This is a genomic window from Roseovarius sp. (assembly GCF_018066915.1).
GTDB lineage: Bacteria > Pseudomonadota > Alphaproteobacteria > Rhodobacterales > Rhodobacteraceae > Roseovarius.
The window spans coordinates 16,445-42,380 of sequence record NZ_JAGPVV010000049.1 but is presented as its reverse complement, the minus strand read 5'-3'; the positions used below and the strand labels follow the sequence as shown (position 1 = coordinate 42,380).

The 25,936-nt window shown below is 64.4% G+C and carries 30 protein-coding genes; 13 read left to right on the top strand and 17 right to left on the bottom strand.

All coding sequences use genetic code 11. From position 1 onward, the window contains the following. Positions 1-397 (bottom strand): YqgE/AlgH family protein (locus KBT70_RS03025; protein ID WP_296628630.1); only part of this gene is annotated, 397 nt, incomplete at its 3' end. Positions 398-535: 138 nt separating this feature from the next. Here KBT70_RS03025 and KBT70_RS03020 point away from each other — a divergent pair. After that, positions 536-1,366: a protein-disulfide reductase DsbD domain-containing protein gene (locus KBT70_RS03020; RefSeq protein WP_296628626.1), complete on the top strand. Its 831-nt coding sequence runs from the start codon at positions 536-538 to the stop codon at positions 1,364-1,366. A gap of 174 nt (positions 1,367-1,540) precedes the next feature. Here KBT70_RS03020 and KBT70_RS03015 read toward each other — a convergent pair whose 3' ends face one another. From KBT70_RS03015 to KBT70_RS03005, 3 genes are all read right to left on the bottom strand, one after another. Further along, complete coding sequence (locus tag KBT70_RS03015) at positions 1,541-2,371, bottom strand: arginyltransferase (RefSeq protein ID WP_296628623.1); 831 nt, start codon at positions 2,369-2,371, stop codon at positions 1,541-1,543. Positions 2,372-2,445: 74 nt separating this feature from the next. Then, positions 2,446-2,895 carry an RDD family protein gene (locus tag KBT70_RS03010; RefSeq protein WP_296628621.1) on the bottom strand — a complete coding sequence of 150 codons (450 nt, stop codon included), beginning with the start codon at positions 2,893-2,895 and terminating at the stop codon, positions 2,446-2,448. 57 nt (positions 2,896-2,952) lie between these two features. After that, on the bottom strand, positions 2,953-3,420 hold the full coding sequence (locus KBT70_RS03005) for a YbaK/EbsC family protein (RefSeq protein ID WP_296628619.1): 468 nt from the start codon (positions 3,418-3,420) through the stop codon (positions 2,953-2,955). Positions 3,421-3,499: 79 nt separating this feature from the next. Here KBT70_RS03005 and KBT70_RS03000 point away from each other — a divergent pair, with 79 nt between their 5' ends. The 8 genes from KBT70_RS03000 (at position 3,500) to KBT70_RS02965 (ending at position 11,295) form a co-directional block, all read left to right on the top strand. Continuing rightward, positions 3,500-6,286, top strand: coding sequence for a glutamine-synthetase adenylyltransferase (locus KBT70_RS03000; protein WP_296628617.1), 2,787 nt, complete (start codon positions 3,500-3,502; stop codon positions 6,284-6,286). A 3-nt stretch (positions 6,287-6,289) separates the two neighbouring features. After that, entirely contained in the window at positions 6,290-6,574 is a 285-nt protein-coding gene (locus tag KBT70_RS02995) for a hypothetical protein (RefSeq protein ID WP_296628615.1), read from the top strand. A 136-nt stretch (positions 6,575-6,710) separates the two neighbouring features. Continuing rightward, positions 6,711-7,340 (top strand): DUF6778 family protein, encoded by a 630-nt coding sequence (locus tag KBT70_RS02990; RefSeq protein ID WP_296628613.1) that lies wholly within the window; start codon positions 6,711-6,713, stop codon positions 7,338-7,340. Positions 7,341-7,383: 43 nt separating this feature from the next. Beyond that, on the top strand, positions 7,384-8,580 hold the full coding sequence (locus KBT70_RS02985) for an RSP_2647 family RNA methyltransferase (protein ID WP_296628611.1): 1,197 nt from the start codon (positions 7,384-7,386) through the stop codon (positions 8,578-8,580). Further along, positions 8,577-9,122, top strand: coding sequence for an RSP_2648 family PIN domain-containing protein (locus tag KBT70_RS02980; RefSeq protein ID WP_296628610.1), 546 nt, complete (start codon positions 8,577-8,579; stop codon positions 9,120-9,122). Before KBT70_RS02985 ends, KBT70_RS02980 begins: the two co-directional genes overlap by 4 nt. Positions 9,123-9,227: 105 nt before the next feature. Beyond that, positions 9,228-9,518 carry a hypothetical protein gene (locus KBT70_RS02975; RefSeq protein ID WP_296628607.1) on the top strand — a complete coding sequence of 97 codons (291 nt, stop codon included), beginning with the start codon at positions 9,228-9,230 and terminating at the stop codon, positions 9,516-9,518. A gap of 192 nt (positions 9,519-9,710) precedes the next feature. Further along, positions 9,711-10,037, top strand: coding sequence for a hypothetical protein (locus KBT70_RS02970; protein ID WP_296628605.1), 327 nt, complete (start codon positions 9,711-9,713; stop codon positions 10,035-10,037). 10 nt (positions 10,038-10,047) lie between these two features. Further along, complete coding sequence (locus KBT70_RS02965; protein ID WP_296628603.1) at positions 10,048-11,295, top strand: PqqD family peptide modification chaperone; 1,248 nt, start codon at positions 10,048-10,050, stop codon at positions 11,293-11,295. Here the strand turns inward: KBT70_RS02965 and KBT70_RS02960 are convergent. From KBT70_RS02960 to KBT70_RS02945, 4 genes are all read right to left on the bottom strand, one after another. Then, positions 11,292-12,476, bottom strand: coding sequence for a VWA domain-containing protein (locus KBT70_RS02960; protein ID WP_296628600.1), 1,185 nt, complete (start codon positions 12,474-12,476; stop codon positions 11,292-11,294). The genes KBT70_RS02965 and KBT70_RS02960 overlap by 4 nt on opposite strands. A 6-nt stretch (positions 12,477-12,482) precedes the next feature. Further along, positions 12,483-12,650: a hypothetical protein gene (locus KBT70_RS02955; protein WP_296628598.1), complete on the bottom strand. Its 168-nt coding sequence runs from the start codon at positions 12,648-12,650 to the stop codon at positions 12,483-12,485. 3 nt (positions 12,651-12,653) lie between these two features. Next, positions 12,654-14,027: a DUF2927 domain-containing protein gene (locus KBT70_RS02950; protein ID WP_296628597.1), complete on the bottom strand. Its 1,374-nt coding sequence runs from the start codon at positions 14,025-14,027 to the stop codon at positions 12,654-12,656. Positions 14,028-14,305: 278 nt separating this feature from the next. Then, the gene (locus KBT70_RS02945; RefSeq protein WP_296628595.1) at positions 14,306-15,145 is read right to left on the bottom strand and encodes a MoxR family ATPase; all 840 of its coding nucleotides are present in this window, start codon (positions 15,143-15,145) and stop codon (positions 14,306-14,308) included. 158 nt (positions 15,146-15,303) lie between these two features. Here KBT70_RS02945 and dksA point away from each other — a divergent pair, with 158 nt between their 5' ends. Next, complete coding sequence (dksA, locus tag KBT70_RS02940; RefSeq protein WP_245875140.1) at positions 15,304-15,759, top strand: RNA polymerase-binding protein DksA; 456 nt, start codon at positions 15,304-15,306, stop codon at positions 15,757-15,759. 82 nt (positions 15,760-15,841) lie between these two features. Continuing rightward, positions 15,842-17,014: an FAD-dependent monooxygenase gene (locus KBT70_RS02935; RefSeq protein WP_296628589.1), complete on the top strand. Its 1,173-nt coding sequence runs from the start codon at positions 15,842-15,844 to the stop codon at positions 17,012-17,014. Positions 17,015-17,040: 26 nt separating this feature from the next. Here the strand turns inward: KBT70_RS02935 and KBT70_RS02930 are convergent, their stop codons facing one another. The 3 genes from KBT70_RS02930 to infC form a co-directional block, all read right to left on the bottom strand. Further along, positions 17,041-17,664, bottom strand: a complete 624-nt coding sequence (locus KBT70_RS02930; protein WP_296628587.1) for a J domain-containing protein — start codon at positions 17,662-17,664, stop codon at positions 17,041-17,043. Between the two features lie 137 nt (positions 17,665-17,801). Continuing rightward, positions 17,802-18,128 (bottom strand): hypothetical protein, encoded by a 327-nt coding sequence (locus KBT70_RS02925; RefSeq protein WP_296628584.1) that lies wholly within the window; start codon positions 18,126-18,128, stop codon positions 17,802-17,804. 117 nt (positions 18,129-18,245) lie between these two features. After that, positions 18,246-18,791, bottom strand: coding sequence for a translation initiation factor IF-3 (gene infC, locus KBT70_RS02920; protein WP_363269983.1), 546 nt, complete (start codon positions 18,789-18,791; stop codon positions 18,246-18,248). Positions 18,792-19,004: 213 nt separating this feature from the next. On the opposite strand from infC, the gene KBT70_RS02915 reads away from it, so the two are divergent. Further along, on the top strand, positions 19,005-19,778 hold the full coding sequence (locus KBT70_RS02915) for a translation initiation factor 3 (protein ID WP_296628582.1): 774 nt from the start codon (positions 19,005-19,007) through the stop codon (positions 19,776-19,778). Positions 19,779-19,855: 77 nt separating this feature from the next. Here KBT70_RS02915 and KBT70_RS02910 read toward each other — a convergent pair whose 3' ends face one another. From KBT70_RS02910 to cysG, 6 genes are all read right to left on the bottom strand, one after another. Continuing rightward, positions 19,856-20,707, bottom strand: coding sequence for a ferredoxin--NADP reductase (locus tag KBT70_RS02910; protein ID WP_296628579.1), 852 nt, complete (start codon positions 20,705-20,707; stop codon positions 19,856-19,858). A gap of 71 nt (positions 20,708-20,778) precedes the next feature. Further along, positions 20,779-21,186 carry a DUF934 domain-containing protein gene (locus KBT70_RS02905; RefSeq protein WP_296628575.1) on the bottom strand — a complete coding sequence of 136 codons (408 nt, stop codon included), beginning with the start codon at positions 21,184-21,186 and terminating at the stop codon, positions 20,779-20,781. After that, the gene (locus KBT70_RS02900; RefSeq protein ID WP_296628571.1) at positions 21,183-21,917 is read right to left on the bottom strand and encodes a phosphoadenylyl-sulfate reductase; all 735 of its coding nucleotides are present in this window, start codon (positions 21,915-21,917) and stop codon (positions 21,183-21,185) included. Before KBT70_RS02900 ends, KBT70_RS02905 begins: the two co-directional genes overlap by 4 nt. Further along, on the bottom strand, positions 21,904-23,574 hold the full coding sequence (locus tag KBT70_RS02895; RefSeq protein WP_296628569.1) for a nitrite/sulfite reductase: 1,671 nt from the start codon (positions 23,572-23,574) through the stop codon (positions 21,904-21,906). The genes KBT70_RS02900 and KBT70_RS02895 overlap by 14 nt, the downstream gene beginning before the upstream one ends. Positions 23,575-23,606: 32 nt before the next feature. Next, the gene (locus tag KBT70_RS02890) at positions 23,607-23,918 is read right to left on the bottom strand and encodes a DUF2849 domain-containing protein (protein WP_296628567.1); all 312 of its coding nucleotides are present in this window, start codon (positions 23,916-23,918) and stop codon (positions 23,607-23,609) included. Position 23,919: 1 nt separating this feature from the next. Further along, the gene (gene cysG, locus KBT70_RS02885) at positions 23,920-25,314 is read right to left on the bottom strand and encodes a siroheme synthase CysG (protein ID WP_296628565.1); all 1,395 of its coding nucleotides are present in this window, start codon (positions 25,312-25,314) and stop codon (positions 23,920-23,922) included. 146 nt (positions 25,315-25,460) lie between these two features. On the opposite strand from cysG, the gene KBT70_RS02880 reads away from it, so the two are divergent. Further along, a complete protein-coding gene (locus KBT70_RS02880; RefSeq protein ID WP_037271969.1) occupies positions 25,461-25,922 on the top strand; it encodes an Lrp/AsnC family transcriptional regulator in 462 nt (153 codons plus the stop codon). Positions 25,923-25,936: the final 14 nt, after the last annotated feature.

Sequence of the window (25,936 nt, the reverse complement as noted above, 5' to 3'; positions counted from 1 at the left end):
CCGGCCCCCATCCGGCATAGCCGAGCGCCAGCAGGGCGCGTTCAGGGCCGGTGCCACGGGCCAGATCCTCGAGGATGTCGAGGGTGGCGGTCATGGCGAAATCGGCGTTGACGTCAAGCGAGGTGAGGGTCGATTGATAGCCCCGGTCATGCAGCACGAATCCGCGCCCATGCTCGACCGGACCGCCGAAATGCACTGGTAGATTGCGGGTCTGGCCGGTTGGTGCAATCGAAAGTTGTTCAAGCAGGTCACGCAGCCGAAGATCGCTGGTCGGTTTGTTGATGATCAGCCCCATCGCGCCATCGGGCGAATGGGCACACAGAAGCACGACCGAATGGGCAAAGCGCGGATCCCCCATGCCGGGCATGGCGATGAGCAATTTGCCAGTCAGATCCATATCTTGGCTGATTTCGGTCACGGGCGGTCCCTGTGCTGTTCTGACTTGAAAATGGGGGGAGCGGGCCGGGGGTGCAAGCCATCTCTTCACCCATTCGCAAGAATTCTCGCCGGATTGTGAGTTGGCAATCGGTGCGCAATGCCCCATGTCAGCGGCATGATACAGGTCTGGCGCATCCTTTTTCTGGCGGTTCTCTCGGTTCTCTTGCCCGTTTCGGGGGCAAGAGCGCAGGAGGATATGGTGTCGGTCAGCATCCTGCCGGGCTGGCAGATGGCCGATGGCAGCCATGTGGCGGCGCTGAAATTCGAGTTGGCGGACGGGTGGAAAACCTATTGGCGCGCGCCAGGCGAGGCGGGGATTCCGCCGCAGTTCGATTGGCGCGGATCGCGCAATCTGGCGCGGGCCGAGATCGAATGGCCGACCCCCAAGCAGACTGTGACCAATGGCATGCGCACCATCGGCTATGAGCATGTTCTGGTGTTGCCCGTGCGCCTGACGCCCGAGCGCGCAGGCCAACCGATCACGCTGAGCGTGGATATGGAAATCGGGGTGTGCAGCGATATTTGCGTGCCGGTGTCGGTGACTGTGTCGCAGGCGCTGGAGGTGTCCGAGCACAGGCCTGATCCGCAGATTGCCGCCGCATTGGCGGCGCGGCCCTATACTCAGGCCGAGGCCGGTGTGGGGCGGGTGGTGTGCAAGGTGTCGCCCATTGCGGGCGGCGGCGTGCATCTGGTGGCCGAGGTCGATGTGGCGGCGATGGGATCAAAAGAGATGGTTGTGGTCGAGACCGGCAATCCGGCGCTCTGGGTCACGCAGGCCGAGAGTGTGCGGCAGGGCAACCGGCTGCGCGCTGAAGCCGAGATTTTCCACGGCGAGGGGCGCGGCTTCATGCTCGACCGCAGCGGGCTCCGCCTTACGATCCTGAGCACGGGCGATGCGGTGGATATCCGGGGCTGTCCGGCGGGTTAACGCGGGGTGCTAGGGGAATACTCACTGCGCGAAGTGTGCTGCAAGGGAGCACCTATCTGTGAGGACACGCGGACTTGGCTGGCATAAAGTGGCAGCTACGGCTGTTGCCTCGCTCGTCCCCGGCCCAGCGACCGCGCGGCTGATTGCAAGCGGCGAACGTCAGTCAGCCAGACCTTAGAGCGAGCGGGCGCGGAGCGGGCGGCCGTCGGGCAGCGAGATATTGGCCACCTGTTCGGAAATCGGATCGTTGACCAGCGGATGCGCCTGAGAGCGGAAGTCTTCGGGGTCGCGCATTTTCTGCCAGCAGTTGCCGACATAGACTTCGAGCCCGGAAAAGCCGGCCTTGTAGCCCATCTTGGGGCTGCCGGGCACCCAATAGCCCAGATAGACATACGGCAGACCATTCTCGCGCGCGATGGCGATGTGATCGAGGATCACATAGGTGCCGAGCGATGCGCTGGTGCATTCGGGGTCGTAGAAGGAATAGACCATGCTGACCCCGTCATCGAGAATATCGGTGAGGCAGACGGCGATCAGCGTGCCGGTATCGGCGTCGGTATATTCCACGACGCGGGTGCGGATGGGCGTTTCCTCGACCATGGCGGCGAACTCGAATGTGTCCATATCGGCCATGCCGCCGGTGGCGTGGCGGCTTTCGAGATAGCGGCGGAAGAGGCTGTATTGTTCCTCGGTGGCCCAAGGCGAGGTGGCGCGGCGCTTGAGGCCCACGTTGCGGCGGATCGTGCGGCGCTGGCCCTTGGAGGGGGTAAAGTCGGCCACGTTGATGCGGGCCGAAAGACAGGCGGCGCAATCGGCGCAGGAGGGGCGGTAAAGCACGTTTTGCGAGCGGCGGAAGCCCTGTTTCGACAACCCGTCATTGAGGCGTTGCGCACCTTCGCCCTGAAGGGCCGTAAAAAGCTTGCGCTCCATCCGGCCCGGCAGATAGGGGCAGGGCTGCGGCGCCGTCACGTAGAACTGGGGTGCTATGGGAAGGGTATGCCGCATGGTGATCCGATCTCTCTCCTCGGCGGACGATAACAACGAAAAAGCGCCCCGCCAAGAGGCTTGTCACGGGGGCGTTACATGGCCGCGCGCCGGTTGATCGCGACGCATCCCATCACCCGGTCGGTGAGGCCCTGCGCGCGCTCGCCGGTGAGCATGAGCACGATCGAGAGGACCTGAAGGATCGGGATGGTCAGCGAGATGGTAAAGCCCAGCGTGTGCAAGAACGCCTGAGAGAGGTCAAAGCGTGCGCCCTGCGCGTCGCGGAATTCGATGGCGGTGAGGCGCATGCCCCATGTGGCCGAGCCGCGCGCGAGGGTCACGACGCGGTAGGCAAAGCCCACCACGGTCATCAGGATGGGAAAGAAGAAAATGCCGGTGAAGGCGGTAAAGGGCACGATGGCAAGGCTGAGGCCGATGATCACGACCGTATCGACGACAAAGGCCAACAGCCGCTTGAGCGGCACATCGGTGTAAAACTCTGGCTGGGTGTCGGGATTGGGCAGGTGCCAGCTTGTATCGGTCATGATCATTGTCCTTGTTGCGCCCTCAAGGTTGGGGGTGCGGGCGGGCATTGCAAGGGTTCAGGCGGTGAATTCCGCGAGGGTGGCCCCGGAAATCTGCAAGAGGCGCGCGGGATCAATGCCGAAGAGGTGCCGGGGCGTGCCAGCGGCGGCCCAGACCGTGGGAAAGGTCAGTAGATGCGGATCAAAGAAGGCGCGCGGCGGGGTGAGATGGCCCAGAGGGGCCACACCACCGATGGCAAAGCCGGTTTGCGCGCGGATCAGGGCGGCATCGGCCTTGCCCAAGGGTTCGCCTGCCAGCGTCGAAGCGCGGCTATCGTCGACACGGTTTGCGCCGGAGGTGACAAAGAGCAGCGCCGCGCCGCGCGTCTCGCCGCGAAACATGATGGATTTGGCGATTTGCGCGATGTCGCAGCCCACGAGATCAGCCGCCATTTGCGCCGTTGTGGCGTCGCCGATTTCAACGGGGGTGATGTCGAGCCCTGCTGCGTGCAGGGCCATGGTCACACGTCTGAGGCTCTTGCTCATGATCTTCTCCGGGTTTTTTCACAGTATTTCAGGCGCGTGGGGCATTGACCAGCCTTGCGCGGCTTGTATCACTCGGACCATGAGTTTTCACAATCGCCTGACCCGCCTGCCACGAGCCTTTGATCCTGCTGAGGGAGAGGAGGCGCGTGCCGCGGTGGCCGGGCTTGACCCCAAGCTGTCCGATCTGGTGGCGGGGGCGGCGGGGTGCAGCCCGTTTCTGAAATCGCTGATCCTGCAAGAGGCGGGGTGGCTGCCGGGCGCGTTGGACGATCCCGAGGGGGCCTTGGCGGTGCTCTTTGCGGCGTTGAGGGAAACCCCGGCAGATCGGCTGGGGTCTGCGCTGCGCGAGGGCAAGCGGCGGGTGGCGTTGATCACCGGGCTGGCCGATCTGGGCGGCGTCTGGCCGCTGGAAGAGGTCACGGGGCATCTGACGGAGTTTGCCGATCTGGCCTGCGATCTGGCGCTGAAAGCGGCGCTGGCGGCAGAGATCAAGCGCGGCAAGCTGCCGGGGATGAGCGAGGCGGATATTGCCACGGGTGCCGGGATGGTGGTGCTGGCGATGGGCAAGATGGGCGCGCATGAGCTGAATTACAGCTCTGATATCGACCTTATCTGCCTTTTTGACGAAACGCGGCTGGCGCGGGAGGATTTCCACGAGGCGCGCGCCGCCTATGTGCGCGCCACGCGCAAGATGTCGGCGATGCTGAACGACCGCACCGCCGAGGGCTATGTGTTTCGCACCGATCTGCGGTTGCGCCCGGATTCGGGGGTCACGCCCGTTTGCATGGCGATGGCGGCGGCAGAGACCTATTATGAGAGTCTCGGGCGCACATGGGAGCGGGCGGCCTATATCAAGGCGCGGCCCTGTGCGGGGGATATCGCGGCGGGAGAGCGGTTCTTGCGCACGCTCAAGCCCTTTGTCTGGCGCAAGCATCTGGATTTTGCGGCCATCGAGGATGCCCATAACATGCGGCTGGCGATACGCGAGCATAAGGGGCTGGGCGGTGCGCTCTGCCTTGAAGGGCATAACATGAAGCTGGGGCGGGGGGGGATTCGCGAGATCGAATTTTTCACCCAGACCCGGCAGTTGATTGCGGGCGGGCGCGATGCCGATCTGCGGGTGCGCGGCACGGTCGCGGGGCTGGCGCGGCTGGCGGATAAGGGCTGGGTGCCGCCGTCGGCGGCCGAGACGCTGACCGGGCATTACCGCTTTCACCGCGAGGTCGAACACCGGGTGCAGATGCTGCGCGATGCGCAGACGCATTTACTGCCCAATTCGGCAGAGGAGTTTGATCGGCTGGCGGCCTTTATGGGCCGCGACACGGGCGAGTTGCGGGCCGAGATCAAGGCGCGGCTGACCGAGGTGCATGATCTGATCGAAGGGTTTTTCCGCCCCGAAGAGGCACCTGCGACGCCCGAGGCGGCCGAGGCGCTGAATGGTGATGTGATTGCCCGCTGGCCGAGTTATCCGGCGCTGCGGTCTGACCGGGCGGTGCAGATTTTCAAGCGGCTGAAGCCGGATATTCTGGGGCGGCTGGCGCGCACCGCGCATCCCAATGAGGCGCTTGTGGCCTTTGACGGGTTTCTGGCGGGATTGCCGGCCGGGGTGCAGGTATTCTCGCTCTTTGAGGCCAATCCGCAGTTGATCGACCTCTTGGTTGATATTGTCGGCACGGCCCCTGCGCTGGCGGCGCATCTGTCGCGCAATGCGGGGGTGTTTGACGCGGTGATCGCGGGCGATTTCTTTGCCGACTGGCCGGGGCAGGCGGCGCTCGAGGCGGACCTCGTGGCGCGGATGGCGGCGGAGTCTGACTACGAGCGCGCGCTGGATGCCGCGCGGCGATGGCGCAAGGAGTGGCATTTCCGCATCGGGGTGCATCATCTGCGCGGGCTGACGGGGGCCGACCGGGCGGCGGCGCAATATGCCGATCTGGCGGGGGCGGCGATTGCGGGCGTCTGGCCGATGGTTCTGGCGCAATTTACCGAAAAGCATGGCGCGCCGCCGGGACGCGGCGCTGTGGTGCTGGGCATGGGATCGCTGGGCGCTGGGCGGCTCAATGCCGGGTCTGACCTTGACCTGATTGTGATCTATGACGCGGGCGAGGCCGAAAGCTCGGACGGGCGCAGGCCCTTGGCCGCGCGGCCCTATTATGCGCGCCTCACGCAGGCGATGATCACGGCGTTGACAGCCCCGATGGCCGAGGGGCGGCTTTACGAGGTCGATATGCGGCTGCGCCCGTCGGGCAATCAGGGGCCGGTGGCGACAAGTTGGCCGAGTTTCCAGAGCTATCAGCTGGAGGAGGCCTGGACCTGGGAGCATCTGGCGCTGACGCGGGCGCGGGTGATCACCGGCGAGGCGGCGTTGGCGCGCGATGTGGAGGCGTTCCGCGAGCGCTTGATCGTCGAAAAGGGCGCGCCCGAGGACGTGCTCGAGGCGGTGGCCGAGATGCGCGCGCGGGTGGCAAGCGCCAAGGCACCGGCCGGGCCATGGGATGCCAAGCTGGGACCGGGGCGGCTCTTGGAATTGGAGCTGGTGTCGCAGGCGGGCAATCTGATGGCGGGGCAAGCGGCGCGCGATGTGCGCGCGGGGATCGCGGGCGGTGTCGCAATCGGGTGGCTGAGTGACGGGGATGGCGCAGCGCTGTCCGAGGCTTATGCGCTTTGCTGGCGGGTGCAGATGGTGGCGCGGTTGATCAGCGACAAACCACTCGAGCCCGAGCGCATGGGCGAAGGTGGTGCCGCGTTTTTGCTGCGCGAGACCGGGCAGGAGGGGCTGGTGATGTTGCAAGAGCGGCTGGAAACACTGTGCCAACGCGCGGCGCAGGTGATGGATGCGGCGCTGATGCGCCTGCCCAAGGGACGGTGAGAGATGACGCGTGATCCCATGGACCCTAAGGGGTTGATCTACGAATCCTACCGAATCGAAGGCATTACCGAGCCGGAGTGCCGGTCGGTGTTCCTCGACTGGGCGCTGTCGCTGCCGGTGGGGCAGGAGGTGCAGGGGGCGATTGCCGAGATGGTCGCGCGCTACGGCGGTGATCACCCGGAGCATCCGATGACGCGGGTTTTGCGAGAGGGCATGGTAACTGCCGCCCCGGCGCGCAGGCGGGGGGGATGGCGATCCCGACCCCGCGATACCGGGGGGCAGCCCTGATCTCGCGTGTTTTGCCGGGGCGGAATTCCCGTCTTGGTGGTGAATGACACCGTAATACTCCGAGATTGTCTAAAATGCGCCCTAATCGGGCGTCATCCATAGGGTGCGAAAAGAAGCACAGCCCATGGAGGAAGACATGAGCTATTTGAGAGTGATCGCTGTGGCGATGTTGGGTTTGGGCCTGTCGGCCTGTGGCAGCGTCGATACGGCAACCCGAAACGCGCCGCTTGAGGCGCCTGCCTTGCGCGCCGCTGCAGTGCCGCTGGATGTGCAGGAGATTCGGGTCACGGTGCCCAAATCGCTCAAGGTCTCGGAGGCCAATAGCTATTATCCCATGGGCGATATCGTCTGGCGCGAGGATGGTCCGGGGGATCGCCATGCGCAGGTCAAGGCGATTGTCGAGGCCGGGCTGACGCGCGGCGTGGCAGACGGTGTGCCGGGCGGGATGCCTGCGGTGCTCGATGTCCAAGTGACGCGGTTTCACGCGCTGAGCGAAAAGGCGCGCTATACCATCGGCGGCATGCATTCGATCCATTTCAACGTGACCCTGCGCAACCCTGAGACGGGCGCGCCCTATGGTCCGGCAAGACCGGTCAAGGCCAGCTTCAAGGCCTATGGTGGGCAGGCGGCGATTGACGCAGAGCGGCGTGGCCAGACCCAGAAGGTGCGGATTACCGACCATCTGGCGCAAGTAATCCGGGGCGAATTGGGGCTGCCTGCGCGCCCTGCGGCTGATCTGGTCGCGGCGCTGAGCGTGAGCCAGTAAATCTGATCTTTTCCATGGGCTGTAATCGGCGTAAGGGGGCGGTATGACACCGCCCCCTTATCCTGTGATCCGCCTCCGCCCGAATGTCGAGCCGCGCGCCATCCGTCATGGTGCGCCTTGGGTATTCGATAATGAAATCGTGACCGACCGGCGCACCAAGGCGCTGGCGGCGGGCACCATCGCCCTCTTGGAGGATGCCGACCGCGCGCCTCTGGGGTTGGTGGCGGTCAACATGGCCTCGAAGATCATGGCGCGGATGATGGAGCGCGATGTGAACGTGGCCATTGACCGCGCCTGGCTCTTGGCGCGTCTGACCCGTGCCCATGAGATGCGGACGCGGCTGCATGACGCGCCCTATTACCGGCTGGTGCATGCCGAAGCCGATGGGTTGCCCGGTGTGGTGATCGACCGGTTTGACGATATTGCGGTCATTCAGCCCAATGCGGCCTGGGCCGAGGCGATGCTGGGCGATCTGGTGTCGGCGGTCCAAGAGGTGACGGGCGTGGGCACCGTGCTCAAGAACGCTGGCGGCCGGGCGCGGGGTCTGGAAGGGCTCGACGATCAGAGCGCGGTTCTGGCGGGTGTGGCGCCCGAGGGGCCGCTGCCGGTGCCGATGAACGGGGCCATTTACATGGCTGATCTGTTGGGTGGGCAAAAGACCGGGCTTTTCTATGACCAACGCCCCAATCACGCCTTTGCGGCGCGGTTGGCGAATGGCGCGCGGGTGCTTGATATGTTCAGCCATGTCGGCGGGTTTTCTCTGGCGGCCTTGGCGGCGGGGGCAAAGCATGCGTTGGCGGTCGATGGATCGGAACCGGCGTTGAGCCTTGCGGCGCAAGGCGCGGCGCGCATGGGGCTGGCCGAGCGGTTCGAGACGCGGCGCGGCGATGCGTTCGACGTGATGGAGGCGCTGGCCGCCGAGGGCGCGCAATTCGACGTGGTGATCTGCGATCCGCCCGCCTTTGCGCCGAGCAAGCAGGCGATGGAAAAGGGGCTGCGCGCCTATGAGCGGGTGGCGCGGCTGGCGACGCCGCTGGTGGTACCGGGGGGATATCTCGGGCTTTGTTCCTGTTCGCACGCGGCGGATCTGAGCAAGTTTCGCGCGGCCTGCACGCGCGGGATCGGGCGCGCTGGGCGGTCGGGGCCGTTGATCCACACCGGATTTGCCGGGCCGGATCATCCGCTGCACCCCAATCTGGCGGAATCAGGGTATCTCAAGGCGCTGTTCTATCGCCTATGAAGGTGCTGCTGGATACCTGCGTGATCTATCCCACGGTGATGCGGGAGATGATTCTGGGGGTCGCGGCAGAGGGCGCATTCGAGCCGCTCTGGTCGGAGCGGATTCTGGCTGAATGGCTGCGCGCGGTGGTCAAGCTGGGACCGGGGGCCGAGGCGCAGGCGGCGGGCGAGGCGGCGCTGATGAACGCGCGCTGGCCGCGGGCGCGTGTGAGCTATCCACCGTCGTTGGAGGCGCGGTTGTGGCTGCCTGATCCGGCGGATCGGCACGTGCTGGCGGCAGCGATTGCCGGGTCTGCCGATGGTATCCTCACACTGAACGCCCGCGATTTCCCGCGTCACACGCTGGCCGAAGAAGGGCTGTGGCGGGCCGATCCGGATGGGTTCCTGCATGGCATCTGGCAGGCACAACCGGGGCTGGTGGCCGGGGTGGCCGAGGGCGTGCTGGAAAAGGCGCGGGCGCTGTCCACGGGCACGTGGGAGATGCGAGCACTCTTGAAAAAGGCAAAGCTGCCGCGATTGGCCAAGGCGCTGGGCGCGGCCTGATTGCGGGCTGAAATTTTTGCCGGGTGTGGGGAATAATCCCCGCGCTGCGGCGTTTCTCTCTTGTCCGTCCCTTGGGTGGGGCGTGGATCACGAGAGGAGAAAACCATGACACAGGACAATGACACACCGCTGACGCGGCGACGGTTGCTGGCCCGGTTCGGGCTGGCAAGCGGGCTGGCCTATGTGGCTCCGGTGATGATGCATCTGGGGGCGGCGCATGCCTCGGGTGCGGGTGGTGACGGTGGCGGCGGCGATGGCGGCGGCGGTTCGGGCGGCGGTGCCTCGGGCGGCGGCGGGTCGGGCCCCGGCGGCTCTGGTGGCGGGGCTGGCAATGGGCGCGGGTCCGGTCCTTCGGGACGCGGGTCGAGCAACAGTTCCGGACCTTCGGGGCGCTGAGACCGGCGCGGGATCATGGCGCGGGGCGCTGTGATCCCGAATGTGCGCCTTTCATGCCCTGAGGCCAGATCGGCAAAAGCCCGCGCAAGAGAGCGCCAATCGGGATTTTGCGGGCGGGAGGCCTAGGTTTTACGGCAGAACACGCCTGGGGGCGCTCGTGCCCTGCTGGCAAGACAAGTGAAGGAGATGGATATGGCACAAGATGACACCAAGCTGACGCGGCGGCGGATGCTGGCCCGGTTGGGGCTGGCGAGCGGGCTGGCCTATGTGGCGCCTGTGATGCTGCATCTGGGGGCGGCACATGCCTCGGAGGCGAGCGGACGTGGATCGCGAGGATCACGCGGATCGCGCGGCTCGGGCGGCGGGTATTACCGCAATGGGTATTATTACGAGCGCGGGTCTAGCCGGGGCTCTTATGGATCGGGGCCATCGGGCCGGGGCCGCTATCGGCCTGTGACCACGGGGCAGGTGGTCGATCAGATCATCGGCACGCTGGACAATCTGGGGCGGTTGCAGTGAGAGACACGCCATGTTGCACTCGGTGAAACAGATCGTAGGCCGTCTGCGGGCGTCACCGGACGCGGCGCAGGGCCTCATGCGATTCGACCCCGTGCCACAGGAAGTGGTGCTGAGCGGGGCCGAGGCGGTGGCCGGGGCATTGGCAGAGGTGATGCCGGGCTGGGGCGTCCGGCAGGTTTCGGGGACACCCTCAGAGGCGGGGCCGGTCACGCGGGTGACGCAAGAAGAGCCGGGGCGCTATGCCTATCAGTCGTGGTGGTCTAACGCGCCCCTGACCGATCTGGGGCTGGCCGGGGCGACCTGTGGCGTGGTGGCCGATCTGGTGCAGAGCTATTGCGATGCGCGCCCCGAGATGATTGGCCTGCATTGTGGGGCGGTCGAGGTGGGCGGGCATCTTCTGGCCTTTACCGGGCCGTTCCGCGCGGGCAAGACGACGCTGGTCACACGGCTGGCGGCAGAGCCGGGTGTGCGGCTTTTCTGCGATGATGTGCTGCCGGTTCTGCCGGACGGGCAGGGGGTGGCACTTGGGATTCAGCCGCGGTTGCGCCTGCCCTTGCCCGAGGGGGTCGTGGCCGCGTTTCGTGCGCATGTTGCGGCGCATTTGACGGTCCAAGACCGGCGCTATGGCTATGTGCGCGCTGACGGGCAGGCGGGTCTGGGCACGCGGGCGCCTCTGGCCGGATTGATCGTGCTGCGGCGCGAGGCGTCGGGGCCGGCGCGGCTGCACCGGATGCGGGTGGCGGATGCGGTGGCGCATATGATCCGCCAGAACATCGCCGATCCGGGCGAGACCGAGGCGCATTATGACCGGCTGGCGGCCCTTGGCGCGCGGCTCTTCTGTGCGACGCTGGTTTACAGTGATCTGGAGGAGGCGGTGCGCCTGGTGAGTGATCTTTGTGCCGCGCCGACGCTGCCGGGGCGCCGCGTGCAGATTGGTCCGGTGCTGCCGCCTGAGCCGGTCGAGGCCCCGGCGGTGCCGGTTGATCTGGCGCAGGTGTTTTGTCGCGCCGCAGAGGTGAGCGCGCGCGAGATTGGGCAGGATGTGTTTCTCTGGCAGATGGCGGGGCGCAATTTCTTTCGCCTCAACCCGGTGGCGGGGGCGGTCTGGGCGCTCTTGCAAGAGCCGTGTCGCGGCCATGAGATTGCCGATGTGCTGGCGGAGGTGTTTCTGGGCACGCCGCAAGAGACAATTGCCGATGATCTGTCGGACCTCTTGGGGCAGATGTGCGCGCGGGGGCTGGTTGCGATCGAGACTTAACGCAGAAGCGTGCGCATGCCTTGATCGAGCCCTGCGAGGGTCATGGGCACCATGCGATCCTCGAAAATCTCGCGGATCATGGCGATGGACTGGGTATAGTCCCACTCGGCGCGCGGCACCGGGTTGATCCAGAGGTGATGTGGCCATTGGCTCCGGGCGCGGGAGAGCCAGACTTGCCCGGCTTCGGCGTTCCAATGTTCATTGGCGCCACCGGGAAAGGCAATTTCATAAGGCGACATGCTGGCATCGCCCACGAAGATGCATTTGTAATCCGGGCCATAGGTGCGCAAGACGTCCTGCGTCGGGGTTTGGGCATTCCAACGGCGGGAATTGTCGCGCCAGACGCCCTCATACAGGCAGTTGTGGAAGTAGTAATATTCGAGATGTTTGAATTCGGCGCGGGCGGCGCTGAACAGCTCTTCCACCACCTTGATATGCGGGTCCATCGAGCCGCCGACATCGAGAAAGAGCAGCACCTTGACCGCATTGCGCCGCTCTGGCCGGGTTTGCACGTCGAGATAACCGTGTTCGGCGGTGGCGCGGATGGTGCCGTCGAGATCGAGTTCTTCGGCCGCCCCGTCGCGCGCCCATTTTCGCAGGCGTTTGAGCGCCACCTTGATGTTGCGGGTGCCAAGTTCGACCGAGTCGTCGAGATTGCGGAATTCACGCTTGTCCCAGACCTTGACCGCGCGGCGGTGGCGGCTCTGGTCTTGGCCAATCCTGACACCTTCGGGGTTGTAGCCATAGGCGCCAAAGGGCGAGGTGCCGGCGGTGCCAATCCATTTCGAGCCACCCTGATGGCGGCCTTGCTGGTCCTTGAGGCGCTCGCGCAGGGTTTCCATCAGCTTGTCGAAGCCACCAAGGGCCTCGATTTCGGCGCGCTCTTGCGCCGTCAGATGTTTTTCGGCGAGTTTTTGCAGCCATTCGGCGGGCAGGTCGACGGCGTCGAGCACGTCTTGGGCGGTGATCGCCTCGAGCCCGGAAAAGCTGGCGGAAAAGGCCTGATCGAAGCGGTCGATATGGCGCTCGTCTTTGACCATGGCGGTGCGGGCGAGGTAATAGAACCCCTCGACGTCATAGGTGACAAGGCCGCGCCCCATCGCCTCGAGAAAGGTCAGGTATTCGCGCAAACTGACCGGCAGGCCCGCGCGTCTGAGGTTCTCGAAGAACGGCAGGAACATCGCGGATCAGAGCGCGCTGCGGTGGATGATCAGTGTCGCGAAGAGACCAAGGAGGGCGAAAATAAGCGCGAAAACAAAGGCGTATTGCAGAATATCTGCCAGCTTGCCCTTGCGCCGCCGTGCCAGGAGCGCGCCGGTGAGCGCGCCCAGTAGTGCCCCGATGATTACGATCATGCCTTACCCGTTCGGTCCTTTGAGCGGGCTGAGCGCGCCAACTTCGCGCAGTTTGGCACGCACGGCCCAATCCGCGCCATACCCGTAACGCGCCCAGCCCAGACTGTCCAGCCTGACGGCCTGTGCCTCGGACACGCGACCCGAGAGATCGAGCGCCTCGGCGCGCAGCATCATCAGCGTGGCCAAGAGGGCCGCGTTTTCGGCGCGCTCTGCCGTGGCCAGATGCGGGCTGATGAGCATCAGCGCATCCTCGCCGCGCCCCTGCGAGATGGCATAGGCGGCCAGTTGGGCGGCAGCAAAGGCGCGGTGCAATTCGGTGCCGGGGTTGGCCTCGTAGAAGCGTTCGGCAAGGACGAATTGATCCTGCGCGAAATCGGGATCAGAGGCCTGGGTGATCCGGCCAAGGGCGAAATGGCTGAAGGCGCGGCGATGATCGGTCCAGCCCACGGCCTGCGCGATGCGCACGGCGTCCGTGGCGGCGGCGCGCCTCTCCATCGGGCGGGCCCCCGGCCCAAGGGCCGTTTGGATGGCGTCGATCCACGCGCGGGGCGTCGAGCCGGCAAAGCGGGGCGCAAGCCCATCCCCGGCGGGATTGAGGCGCGAGAGGATGGCGGGCAGACGCTCTTCCACCTCGCGGCGGGACATGCCCGCGCGCAATTCGGGGGCGTAGAACACCTTGAGCACCAGCATGTCGAACCCGGTCAGCACGGCATGCACGTTGTCATCGTTGAACACGCTGTCCGAGAGGCGGTAAAGGTCGTTGAGGGGGCCAAGGGCCTGCGCCAATTCCTCGTGCAGGCAATCGCGCACTTCTTGCGGGCTGGTGTCATTGGGCACGAAGATGGCGATTTTCTCGCGTTGGCGAAGCTGGCTCCAATCCGTCGCGCGGGAATTGCGGGCGGCGCGGTATTGCGACAGACGCGAGATATTGGGCACGACGAAACAGGCGGCCTTGGGCAGGCTGCGCTGAATGGCGTCGCGGCTGACGGCCTCGATGGTGATATTCGCGGGGCCGTCGGAGACGCGGGTGATGTTGATCCCCGCCTCGGTTTGCAGGCGGTGCAATAGGCGGTTGAGGTCCGAGATCAGGGTGATCGGCGGCTCGCCGGTCACGCGCAGGGTAATGGGCCCCTCGAATCGCGAGAACTGTTGCAGCATCCGACCTGATTCAAGCTGAAAGCCCAGATCGAGGATGTCGCGCTGGATGTCGCGGTTCGAGCGCGCTGGCGGCAGGGGGCGGGGCGCGGAAAATGCCTTCATCGGCGGCATGCCGGTTTCTTCGGGCATGGCGGCGCGGCTGGCCGGTTCGTGATAGCTGTAATTGCCGGGCACACAGGCCCCCAGCATCAGGCAGATCGGCAGGATGACACGACGCATAAGACCCCCGTAACCTAAATCGAAACCAAGGAGCCCGCCGCCGCTGTGGCGCGGGTCCAGTCGCCGACGGGGGCGGGCCGGGGGCGTGCAAGACCCATCGGCCCTGCGCAGCGTTTCCCTGCCACGGCCTTTGCCGGGTCGGGGGTAGAATTCATTTTCATCCTGTCCCGCGTAAGGAGCATTTGCGGCAAAATTGTGGCAATTGCATCTTAGCACGGAACAGGGCACAGGCCATGGTTGAATTTCGTTTTATAACAGTGGTTTATCCATTGTGAACTTTATCTCTGACGGCGGGCCATGAAGGCCAGACGCTCAAAGAGATGCACATCCTGTTCGTTCTTGAGCAAAGCGCCGTGCAGTTTCGGCAGAGCATCGGCCCCGTCGCGGCGCAGATCCTCGGGTGTCAGATCCTCGGCGAGGATCAGTTTGAGCCAGTCCAGCACCTCGGAGGTGGAGGGCTTTTTCTTGAGCCCCGGTTGCTCGCGGATCTCGAAAAACTGGGTGAGGGCGGTCGACAGGAGCGCGTCCTTGATGCCGGGATGATGCACTTCGACGATGCGCCGCAGGGTTTCGGGATCGGGAAAGCGGATATAGTGAAAGAAACAGCGGCGCAGAAAGGCGTCGGGCAGTTCCTTTTCATTGTTCGAGGTGATGATGATGACGGGACGGTGGCGGGCACGGATGGTCTCGCCGGTCTCGTAGACGTGGAATTCCATGCGGTCGAGTTCCTGAAGCAGGTCATTGGGAAACTCGATGTCGGCCTTGTCGATCTCGTCGATCAGAAGCACGACCTTTTCATCGGACGCGAACGCCTCCCAGAGCTTGCCGCGTTTGATGTAATTGCCCACGTCATGCACCCGTGCCTCGCCCAACTGGCTGTCGCGCAGGCGGCTGACGGCATCGTATTCATAGAGGCCTTGTTGCGCCTTGGTGGTGGACTTGATATTCCATTCGATGAGCCGCAACCCAAGCGCGCCCGCCACCTGCCGGGCCAGTTCGGTCTTGCCTGTGCCCGGTTCGCCCTTGACCAGAAGGGGGCGTTCCAACGTCACGGCGGCATTGACCGCGACGGTCAGGTCTTCGGTGGCGACATAGGCCTCGGTGCCTTGGAATTTCATCGGTTTTTCAATCCTGTCAGGGGTCAGCGGCGCTGTGTTCGCGGGCAACCTAGACCGTTCGACAATTCACATCAATGCCGCGTGATTGGCTAGTGACAATCCTGAATGTGGCGTGTAGATGACCGCGCATGGGGCGCCGACTGTCTGAGGAGTTCATTATGCCAGACACTGGCCTTGATGAGGGGATCGAGATGAAAGCGGAAGTGTTTCTGCCCGAAGACTACCAACCCGCCGAGGATGAGCCGTTCATGAACGAGCGGCAGCTGGAGTATTTCCGGCGCAAGCTGATTGCCTGGCGGTTGGAGTTGCTGGAGGGCAGCCGGGAGACGATTGAAGGATTGCAGGATGGCACGCGGGCCATTCCCGACGTGGCCGACCGGGCCAGCGAAGAGACCGACCGCGCGCTGGAGCTGCGCACGCGCGACCGTCAGCGCAAGCTGGTGGGAAAGATCGACGCTGCCTTGCGGCGGATCGAGGATGGCGAGTTTGGCTATTGCGAAATGACGGGCGAGCCCATCAGCCTCAAGCGGCTGGACGCGCGGCCCATCGCCACCATGACGCTGGAGGCGCAGGAGCGCCACGAGCGGCGCGAAAAGGTGCATCGCGACGATTGAGGCCGAGACTCAATAGCGAAATTAACACGACAGCACGCGCCGGGACTTTCCTCCCGGCGCGTTTCGTATCAAGAGGGGTGCCATGACACTGGATGGGCTGAACATCGCGGTCATCGGGGCCGGAATTGGCGGGCTGGCTGTGGCGCGTGCGCTCTGCCTGCGCGGTGCCGATGTGACGCTCTTGGAACAGGCCCCCGAGATTTCCGAGGTAGGGGCCGGGTTGCAGATCAGCCCCAATGGCTTTGCCGTGCTGCGCGCGCTTGGGCTTGGGCCAACGCTTGCGGCGCGCTCGGTGCAGGCCGAGGCGGTCAGCCTGCGCGATTACCGGCGGGGCGAGGTGCTGCGGCTGGACCTGAGCGGACTACAGGACCGCGACTATCATTTCATCCACCGCGCGGACCTGATCGAGGTGCTGGCAGAGGGCGCGCGCGAGGTCGGCGTCAAGCTGCGCCTGATGCAGAAGGTGAGCGCGGTGACGGGCGGCGTGCGCCCGTGCGTTCGGATGGCCAATGACTCGCGGTTTGATGCGGATTTGGTGATCGGGGCGGATGGGCTTCATTCGGTGGTGCGGCGCGCGCTCAACGGGACGCTGGCGCCGTTCTTTACCCGGCAGGTGGCGTGGCGGGCGGTGGTGCCCAATCAATGGGCGCGCGGCCCCGAGGCGCAGGTGCATATGGGGCCGATGCGCCATGTGGTGAGCTATCCGTTGCGCGGCGGCACGTTGCTCAATCTGGTGGCGGTGCAAGAGCGCGCCGCCTGGACCGAGGAAAGCTGGAGCCAGAGGGATGATCCGATGGCGCTGCGCGCGGCCTTTGGCGATTTCGGGCCAGAGGTGCAGGAGATGCTGGCGGCGGTCGAGGAGGTGCATCTCTGGGGGCTCTTCCGGCATCCGGTGGCGCGGGTCTGGCAGCGGGACGGGCTGGCGCTCTTGGGCGATGCGGCACATCCCACCTTGCCCTTCATGGCGCAGGGGGCGTCGATGGCGCTGGAGGATGCGTGGGTGCTGGTCGATGCGCTGAGTGCTTCAGAGGGCCTTGCCGAGGGGCTGGCGGCCTATCAGGGGCGGCGCGAGGCGCGGGTGCGGCGGGTGGTCGAAGCGGCCAATCGCAATGCGTGGAAATACCATCTGAGTTTTCCGCCGCTCCGCTGGGCGGCGCATGGCGTGCTGCGGGCCGGGGGGGCGTTGGCACCCGACCGGATGCTGCGGCAGTTTGATTGGCTCTATGGCCATGACGTGACGCAAGAGGCGGGGTGAGGGGCGCTACCTCTGACCTCGCGACCTTATTTGAAGTTGCGGCTTTCCTTGATCTGCTCCCAGGCCCAGACGACCTGTTGCAGTTGCTCTTCCTGACTGCGGTCGCCACCGTTGATGTCGGGGTGCAGAACCTTGATCAGCGATTTATAAGCCTTGCGCAATTCGGCCTTGGTCCAGGTATCCTCGGCCTCGAGAATTTCGATGGCGCGGCGTTCGGTGGGGGGCAGTTTGCGGGTGCCGCCCTTTTTCTTGCCGGGGTTCTGAGTGGCGTTGACGCCCAGCACCTGATGCGGGTCTTCGATGCCCAGACGCGCCCAAGCCCGCGCCTCGGGGTCGGTGATGCGGCGGGTTTCACGCTCCCACACCTTGTCCTTGGAAAGCTGCGCGTTCAATTCGGCCTCGGTGGTGCCGTCAAAGAAATTCCATTTCAGGTTATAATCGCGCACATGCTGCTGGCAGAACCAGAAGTAATCATCAAGCACATCGGGGGCCTTGGGCGCGCGATATTTGCCCGCCTCTTCGCAGCCCTCGTGATCGCAGACGCGGGTCGAGGTCTCGGAAGCGCCCGACATGCCCCGCCGACCGCGCGGATTCTTCTTCTTGGCCGAGGAGACGGACATATCGAAACCGAAGGGATCTGATTTGGACATGGGGCTAACCTTTGCGAGTCGGAGACGAGAGTGTATGCCAAAACGCGGGGAATTGAAGGGGCGGGGGGTAAAATATTCCGTGTCGGGGCGGCTATTCGGGGCTTGACAGCGGGCCTCTGCACGAGGGCGAGCGGTGGTTAGTCGGTCTCGATCACATCCGGTGATCGCGGCGTCAGGGGGGCGGTGTCGGGCGCTGTATCGGTGGCGGTGGTCTGTGTCGTGCCGGGGATCACCACCTCGCGGCGAAAGACCGCGACAGAGCGATAGACGGTATGGGTCGAGGTCAGGCCCTGCCGCTCTTCGCTGGGCAGGATATCGGTGCGCAGGTATTCCCAGCCTGCGCGCCCCATGTCGTTGAGCAAATCCTCGACGCCAAGGGCAAAGCGCGCCTCGGGGGTCTTGACGCCGGGGGCCTTGCGGCCACGGGTGGGGGCGGGCAGGACCTTGTATTCGTAAAGGGGCATGGTGGCTCCGGTCTGATGCAGGCGCCATACCTTACGCGACTGGTCCGGGGGTGCAAGCGAAACACGAAACCCCGGACCGATGGTCCGGGGCTTTGATGGTCCAGAAACCGGCCTTGGTTACTTGGGGCCCGGTCCGATCACCATGATCATCTGGCGACCTTCCATCTTGGGCATATTCTCGACCCGGCCCACTTCCTTGATGTCTTCGGCGATCCGTTCGAGAAGCTGGCGGCCCAAGTCCAGATGCGCCATCTCGCGGCCACGGAAGCGCAGGGTGATCTTGACCTTGTCGCCGCCTTGCAGGAATTTCACGACACTGCGCATCTTGACGTCATAGTCATGCGTGTCGGTGCCGGGGCGGAACTTGATTTCCTTGATCTCGATGATGTGCTGCTTCTTGCGGGCCTCGGCCTCGCGTTTCTGCTGCTCGTATTTGTACTTTCCGAAATCCATGATCTTGCAGACCGGCGGCGTGGCGCTTGGCGAGATCTCGACCAGATCAAGACCTGCCTCTTCGGCCATTTCCATCGCACGTTGCGGGGTAACAACCCCGACGTTTTCGCCATCTGCGCCGATCAGGCGGATTTCATCACAGCGAATGCGGTCGTTGATACGGGGGCCAGTGTCGCGCGGAGGGGGCGCGTTATGGGGTCTGCGGGCTATGGCTTTGTTCCTTCGATCGTTGTTAGGGTAGGTTCAATTCGACGCTGCAAGGTAAACGCGGCGCGGCGCGCTTTCAAGCTGCAAATCGGCTGATCTGAGCCGAAAGCCGGTCAATTCCCCCTTGCGCCTTTCCTTTTATGCCCACATCTGGAAGGGAGATGCAAAAGGGCGGCGCGACGAGCGCGCGGTCCGGACAGTTTTGAGGAGATGAGTATGAAAAACCTGATTTGGATTCTCGTGGCGGCGGTTGTGCTGGGGGGTGGGTATCTGCTCTTTTCCGGCAAGTCGGTGGATGAGGTGGTCGAGAGTGTGAGCCCCGGTGCGACCGAGGTCGAGGCTCCGGCGGCACTGGAGGATGCGGCGGCAGCGGTGGGCGATGCGGCAGAGGCAGCGGCGGATACCGCAGCCGAGGCCGTGGAGGCCACGGTCGAGGCGGCAGGCAACGCGGCAGAGGCTGTGGCAGAGACCGCGACCCAAGCAGGGGAAGCTGCGGCAGAGGTGGTCGAGAGCGCCACGCAATCTGTGACGGGAACCGCGACCGAGGCCACCGAGGCCGCAGGCGCAGCGGTTGAGGCCACGACCGAGACCGCCACCGAGGCCGCAGGGGCCGCGCAAGAGAGCGCCGATGCGGCGGTTCAATCCACGCAAGAGGCCGTGACCGAAGCCGAGGCAGCCGCCACCGAGGCGGCAACAGCGGCAACGGAAAGTGCGAGCGAGGCGGCGACAGCGGCGCAGGACACCGCCAGCGAAGCGGCCGCGGATGCGGTTTCGGCGGCGGTCGATCAGCCTGCGACAGCGGCTGAGGTGGCCCCCGAGGCGCTGACGGTCGAGGGCTTTGACATGGCCGAAGTTCAGACCCTGATCGAAGGGTCTGATATGGGTGCGCTGGAAAAGACTATGGTGCTGGAAGGCGTCAAGGCGGCGCAGAACAATCCCGAGTTGCTGAAAGCAGCCCTTGAGGCGGCGCGTGCGGCGCTTGGCTACTGAGCCCTGAGATTACATGAGGAAACCCGCGCAAGGTTTTGGCCTTGCGCGGTTTTTTTTATTTCTGAGGGTTGGGATTCTCAGTCCAGAAACGCCTTTTCCACGACATATTCCTTGGGGTCGGAATTGGCCCCTTCGCGCAGCCCGTAGCCTTCGAGCATGTCCTTGATTTCAAGGTTGAAGGCGAGGTTGCCGCAGACCATGGCGCGGTCGGTTTCGGGAGTCAAAGGTGCCACGCCCAAATCGGCAAAGACTTCGCCCGAGCGCATGAGATCGGTGATGCGGCCCATCTTGGGGCTCGCCTCGCGTGTGGTGGTCGGGTAATAGCGCAGCTTGTCGGCAAAGCCTTCGCCGATGAGTTCGGCCAGCATCTCGTCTTTGCGGATGCTCTCGATCAACTCGGCACCATATTGCAATTCGCCCACTTCCCGGCAGGTGTGGGTGATGATCACCTCGTCATAATCGCTATAGGTCTGCGGATCGCGCAGGAGCGATGCAAAGGGCGCAAAGCCGGTGCCGGTGGCAAAGAACCAGATCCGTTTGCCTGGCAAGAGCGCGTCATGCACCAGCGTGCCCACGGGTTTGGGACGCAGGATGATTTCGTCGCCGGGTTTGATATGTTGCAGGCGGCTGGTGAGCGGGCCGTCCTGAACCTTGATCGAGTAGAATTCCAACTCGTCATCCCAAGAGGGCGAGGCGATGGAATAGGCGCGCAGGAGCGGCTTTTCGCGGCCGGTTTTCTCGTCGGTCTGCATGAGGCCGATCATCACGAATTCACCGGAGCGAAAGCGCAGGCTTGCCGGCCGGGTCACGCGGAACGAAAACAGCCGGTCGGTCCAGTGTTTCACCTCTGTCACGGTCTGTGCATCGGGGATCGCAAGGGTTTTAGGCGCTTTGGCGCTCGCTTGGGTCACGGCGGTCATCTCATTCATGGGGACATCTGCCGGTCGTTTAAACCGACATCCTTTCTTAATCTTTGATTCAAGTCAGGTGAAGGCGTTAATCAGCCGCGCAGCCGCGCCTGATAGTCATGCGCCTGCCAATCGGCCCGAAAGAGCCAATCCGCCTCGGGCTGACGGGTGGCGAGGGCGTCAGAGATTTCCACCTCGTCAAAGCCGGAGCGGCGCGCCATCGCGTATTGATCGGCGATGACATGGCCGCGCGCGCGCAACCGCCCGGTATAGCCCATCAGGCGCAATTGCCGCGCGATGGAATAGCCGCGCCCGTCAGCGGCGGAGGGGAAATCGACGCGAATGAACGCGATGCCGTCCAGCCGCCCGGCCAGCGTGGCGGGGTTGGTGTCATTGGGCAGATCAAGGGCGGTCGCCTCGGGGCCCGCCTCGGCCAAGGGGGTGATGGGGGCGGTCCAGTCGTCGGGGCCAAAGCCCCGGTCGGTGACGAGTACGGTCATGCGGAAACTCCTCTTCGCACCATCTTGCCGTTGACAAAATGGATGCCACATTCGGTTTTGTCCTGATCGCGCCAGCGGCCTGATCGGGGATCTTCGCCCGGTTTGACGGGCGTGGTGCAGGGCATGCAGCCGATGGAGGGATAGCCGCGCGCCACCAGCGGATGCCGGGGCAGGCGGTTTTCGTCCATATAGGTGCGGATATCCTCGGGCGTCCAATGCGCCAGCGGATTGACCTTGATCCGGCTTGTTTCCTCCTCGACCTCGAAGAAGTCGAGCGCGGCGCGGGTGCCGGATTGATAGCGTTTGCGGCCGGTGATCCAGCCGTCAAAGCCGTTCAGCGCAGCTTGCAGCGGCGCGGATTTGCGCAGGGCGCAGCAGGCATCGGTATCGCGTTGATGCAGGGTTGCGTCGGGGTCCTGGGCCCTCAGATCGCCCGCGTCCGCGCGGATGATGCGCAGGTCGCTCAGGTTGAGCCGCTCGGCCAGTTCCTGTTGATAGACCAGCGTTTCGGCAAAGAGCATCGCCGTGTCGATGAAGATCACCGGCGTGTCGCGGCGGGTGACAGAGACCATGTGCAAGAGCACCACGGATTCCGCGCCAAAACTCGAGACAAGCGCCAGCTTGCCCGCCTGAGGATCGCGCAACGCGTGTTCAAGCACCGACACCGCCGAGTGATGGCGGTATCGGTCGTTGAGCGCGTGAACCCGTAATGTCAGGTCACTCTGCGGCATGGGCGCGGGCCTCTTGGTCGTAGAGCGCGGATTTGAAAGGGGCCATCCCGAGGCGGTTGTAGGTTTCGAGGAAGGTCTCTTCCGGTCCTTCGCGCAGGTCGAGATAGGCGAAGATCAGACGCTCGATGGCGGGCACAATCTCGTCATAGGCAAAGCCCGGTCCGGTGCGGGTGCCGATGACGGTGGTCTCGGACGGATCGCCGCCGAGGGTGATCTGATAGTTCTCCACCCCCGCACGGTCGAGGCCAAGGATGCCGATATGGCCGACATGGTGATGTCCGCAGGCGTTGATGCAGCCGGAAATCTTGATCTGAAGATGGCCCACCTCATGCTCGATCTTGAGCTCTTCGAGACGGGTGGCGATACCTTGGGCCACAGGGATCGAGCGGGCAGTTGCCAGCGCGCAGTAATCCATGCCGGGGCAGGCGATGATATCCGAGGCGAGGCCAATATTGCCGGTGGCAAGGCCCAGAGTTTTGAGCGCGGCGTGAACGGCCGGAATATCGGCCAGGGCGACATGCGGCAGCACGAGGTTCTGCGCGTGGCTGGCGCGGATGTCGTTGTGACCATACCGCTCTGCCAGATCGGCCACGAGGCGCATCTGATCGGCAGAGGCGTCGCCCGGTGTTTCGCCATGCGCCTTGAGGCTGATGGTGACGATGCCGTGATCGGCGTGCTTGTGCGGCGTCACATTGGTATCGGCCCAAGCGCGGAACACCGGATCGGCATCGCGGGCAGCGTAATAGGGGGCCGCGTCGCGCTCGGACAGGGTGGGTGTGACAAAGGCCGCGTTGATGCGCGCGAGCCAGTCTTGATCGACACCCGAAAAGGCGGCGCGGCGGCGGGGGAATTCCTCCTCGACCAGCGCGCGGATTTCATCGAGGCCGTTTTCGTGCACGGTGATCTTGATGCGCGCCTTGTATTTGTTGTCGCGGCGACCGATGCGATTATAGGTGGCCAGCACCGATTCCAGATAGGGCAGCAGGTCTGCGCGCGGCAGGAAATCGCGCAAGAGCTTGGCCACCATCGGCGTGCGGCCCATGCCGCCGCCAACCCAGACCTCAAAGCCGCGAACCCCGTCGCGCTCGATGATTTTCAGGCCGATGTCATGGCTCTTCATCACGGCGCGGTCGGTGTCGGAGGCGATGACAGCGATCTTGAATTTACGCGGCAGGAACTGGAATTCGGGGTGATCGGTGGACCATTGGCGCACGAGTTCGGCCACGGGGCGCGGGTCTTCGATCTCATCCGCGGCGGCACCTGCGAAATGGTCCGACGTCACGTTGCGGATGGTGTTGCCAGAGGTCTGGATGGCGTGCATCCCCACCTCTGCCAGCGCATCGAGCATGTCGGGCACATCGCGCAGTTGCGGCCAGTTATACTGGATGTTGGTGCGGGTGGTGAAATGGCCATAGCCCTTGTCCCACCGCTCGGCCAGATAGGCCAGTTGGCGCAGTTTGGCGGGATCAAGCGAGCCGTAGGGGATCGCCACCCGCAGCATATAGGCGTGCAATTGCAGATAGAGCCCGTTCATCAGGCGCAGGGGGCGAAACTCATCCTCGGTCAGGTTGCCCGCGATGCGGCGCTCGACCTGCGCGCGGAACTGGCGGTTGCGTTCCGCGATAAAGGCGGCGTCGAAGTCGTTGTATTGGTACATTTTCTGGGTTCCTTACCTTGGGAGGTCCCGGGTCAAGCCCGGGACAGTCCTTCGGACTGCTTGCCGTGAAAGAGGTTCGAGGGGCCCTTGCGGCGGAAGTCCTCGCGGAAATGGGTGGGTTCAGGGCCGTTTGCGCCGGGGCGCACATCGGCCAGATAGGCCCCGACGATTTCGCCCACGCGGGCCTGGGCCTGCAGGAGGCGATAATCGGCATCTGCCTCGTCGGTCAGCACCTCGGCCTGCGCCAGATCGCGTGCCCATGTGTCGGCGGCGGTGAGATAGACGACATAGCCCTCGATCAGGGCGTTGGCGGTGACGACCTTGGGGGTGAATTCTTGGGCCATGTCAGGCAAGCTCCTGTTTCGATTGGTCAATCTTGGCATCAGCGGTGCGGGGCGCGAGACCGAGAAAGGTGAGCGCAGGACCAGTGATCGCGGCCTCGGCCAGATCGGCGGGCAAACGGTCGAGCGTGGTGGCTAGGATGCGTTGATCGGGGCGGCTCGCGTTCTCGATCACGGTGACGGGTGTGGCGCGGTCGGCGCCGTGCATGATCAACCGGCCTTGGATGAAGCGGGCGGATTTCTTGCCCATGTAGATCGCGGCCACCTCGCCGGGCCGCGCGAGCGCGGACCAGTCGTGATCGGCAAAGCCCTTCATGTCATGGCCGGTGAGAAAGCGCACTGAGGCGTTGCGACCGCGTTGCGTGAGGCTCTGACCGATGCTGGCGACCGAGGCCGAGGCGGCGGTGATGCCCGGCACCACATGCCACGAGATACCGGCGGCGGTCACAGCCTCGATTTCTTCGTCCAAGCGGCCAAAGACGGTGGGATCACCCCCCTTGAGGCGCACGACCTGCGCGCCGGTGGCAGCATGTTCGACGATCAGGGCGTTGATGGCCTCTTGCGACATGGACGCGCCAAAGCCCTCTTTCCCGGCGTCGATCAGGATCGCCTCGCGGCGGGCGAGTTCGAGGATTTCGGGCGTCACCAGCCGGTCGTGGATCACCACATCGGCGGTATCGAGCGCCTTGCGCGCCTTGAGGGTCAAAAGCTCGGGATCGCCGGGGCCGGCCCCGACAAAGGCCACATGACCGTCGCGCGCGTCCGTATTTTTGTGTTTTTCAAGAATGGCTTGAAGGGCAAACTTGACGTGATCTTCGCCACCCTGATCCATCGCGCGGGGGCCGGCGTTGAAATAGTAATCGGCCCAGAAATCGCGGCGGCGGCGGCCCATGGGCAGCACATCGGCGGCCTTGCGAAACGCCTTGCCAAGACGTGCAAGAGGGCCAAGCGTGGCGGGCAAGCGCGCCTCGAGATCGGCCTTGATGGCACGGGCCAGCACCGGGGCCGCGCCTTCGGTGCCGATGGCCACGGTCACGGGGTCACGGTCGACGATGGCGGGGGTGATGAATTGGCTGTCATGGAGGTTGTCCACGATATTGACCAACGCCCCATCCGCACGCGCGAGGGCCGATGTGCGCGCATCCTCGGCCGCGTCCTCGTCAGCGGCGTAAAACAGCACGGCGCAGAGGGCATCGCCGGGTTGCATGGCGCGGCGGATCAGGTGCAAACGGCCCTCGGAGGCCCAATGCGCGATCTCGGCGGCGGGTTCGGGCGCGAAGACGGTCAGATGCGCTTCGGTCTTGAGCAGGAGGCGCAGCTTGGCCAAGGCCGCCTCACCGCCGCCCGAAAGCACGATGCGGCGCCCCTCGACGGCGAGAAAGATCGGGAAATGTTTCATCGGGCGGGCCTCGGGGAACGGTTTGACTCTGTCCCTAATATAGGAAATATTCCCGGTTGAGCGCCATATGCCAGCGGGAATAAGGAAGTTTGTTCCAATCTGCGCGAGAGGCGGGTGGAATGTTTCGGCAAAAGGAAGAAATTGGAATGGCTGTTCGCCTCGATGATCTGGATCGGAAAATCCTCGTGCAGTTGCAGGAGGATGGGGGGCAATCGCTGGACGATATCGCCAAGAACGTGGGCAGTTCCAAGACGCCGGTGTGGAACCGGATTCGCAAGATGCGCGAGGCGGGGGTGATCCGACAGCAGACCTATCTGCTTGACCCGGAGTCGCTGGGGTTCGAGGCGTGTTTTTTCGTGCTGATCCGCACGTCAGAGCATGATGCAGGTTGGCAGGCGGCGTTTCTGAAAGCGCTGAAAGCGCGCCCCGAAGTGCAGGAGGCGCATCGGCTGGCGGGGGATATCGACTATATCCTCAAGGTGCGGGTTGCCAATGCGCGGGCCTATGACGTGTTCTACCAAGCCCTGATTTCAGAGGTGAAGGTGCATAATGTGACCGCACTCTTGTCGATGGAAGAGATCAAATCGACCACGATGCTGCCGCTCTGAGGGTTTGGGGGCGC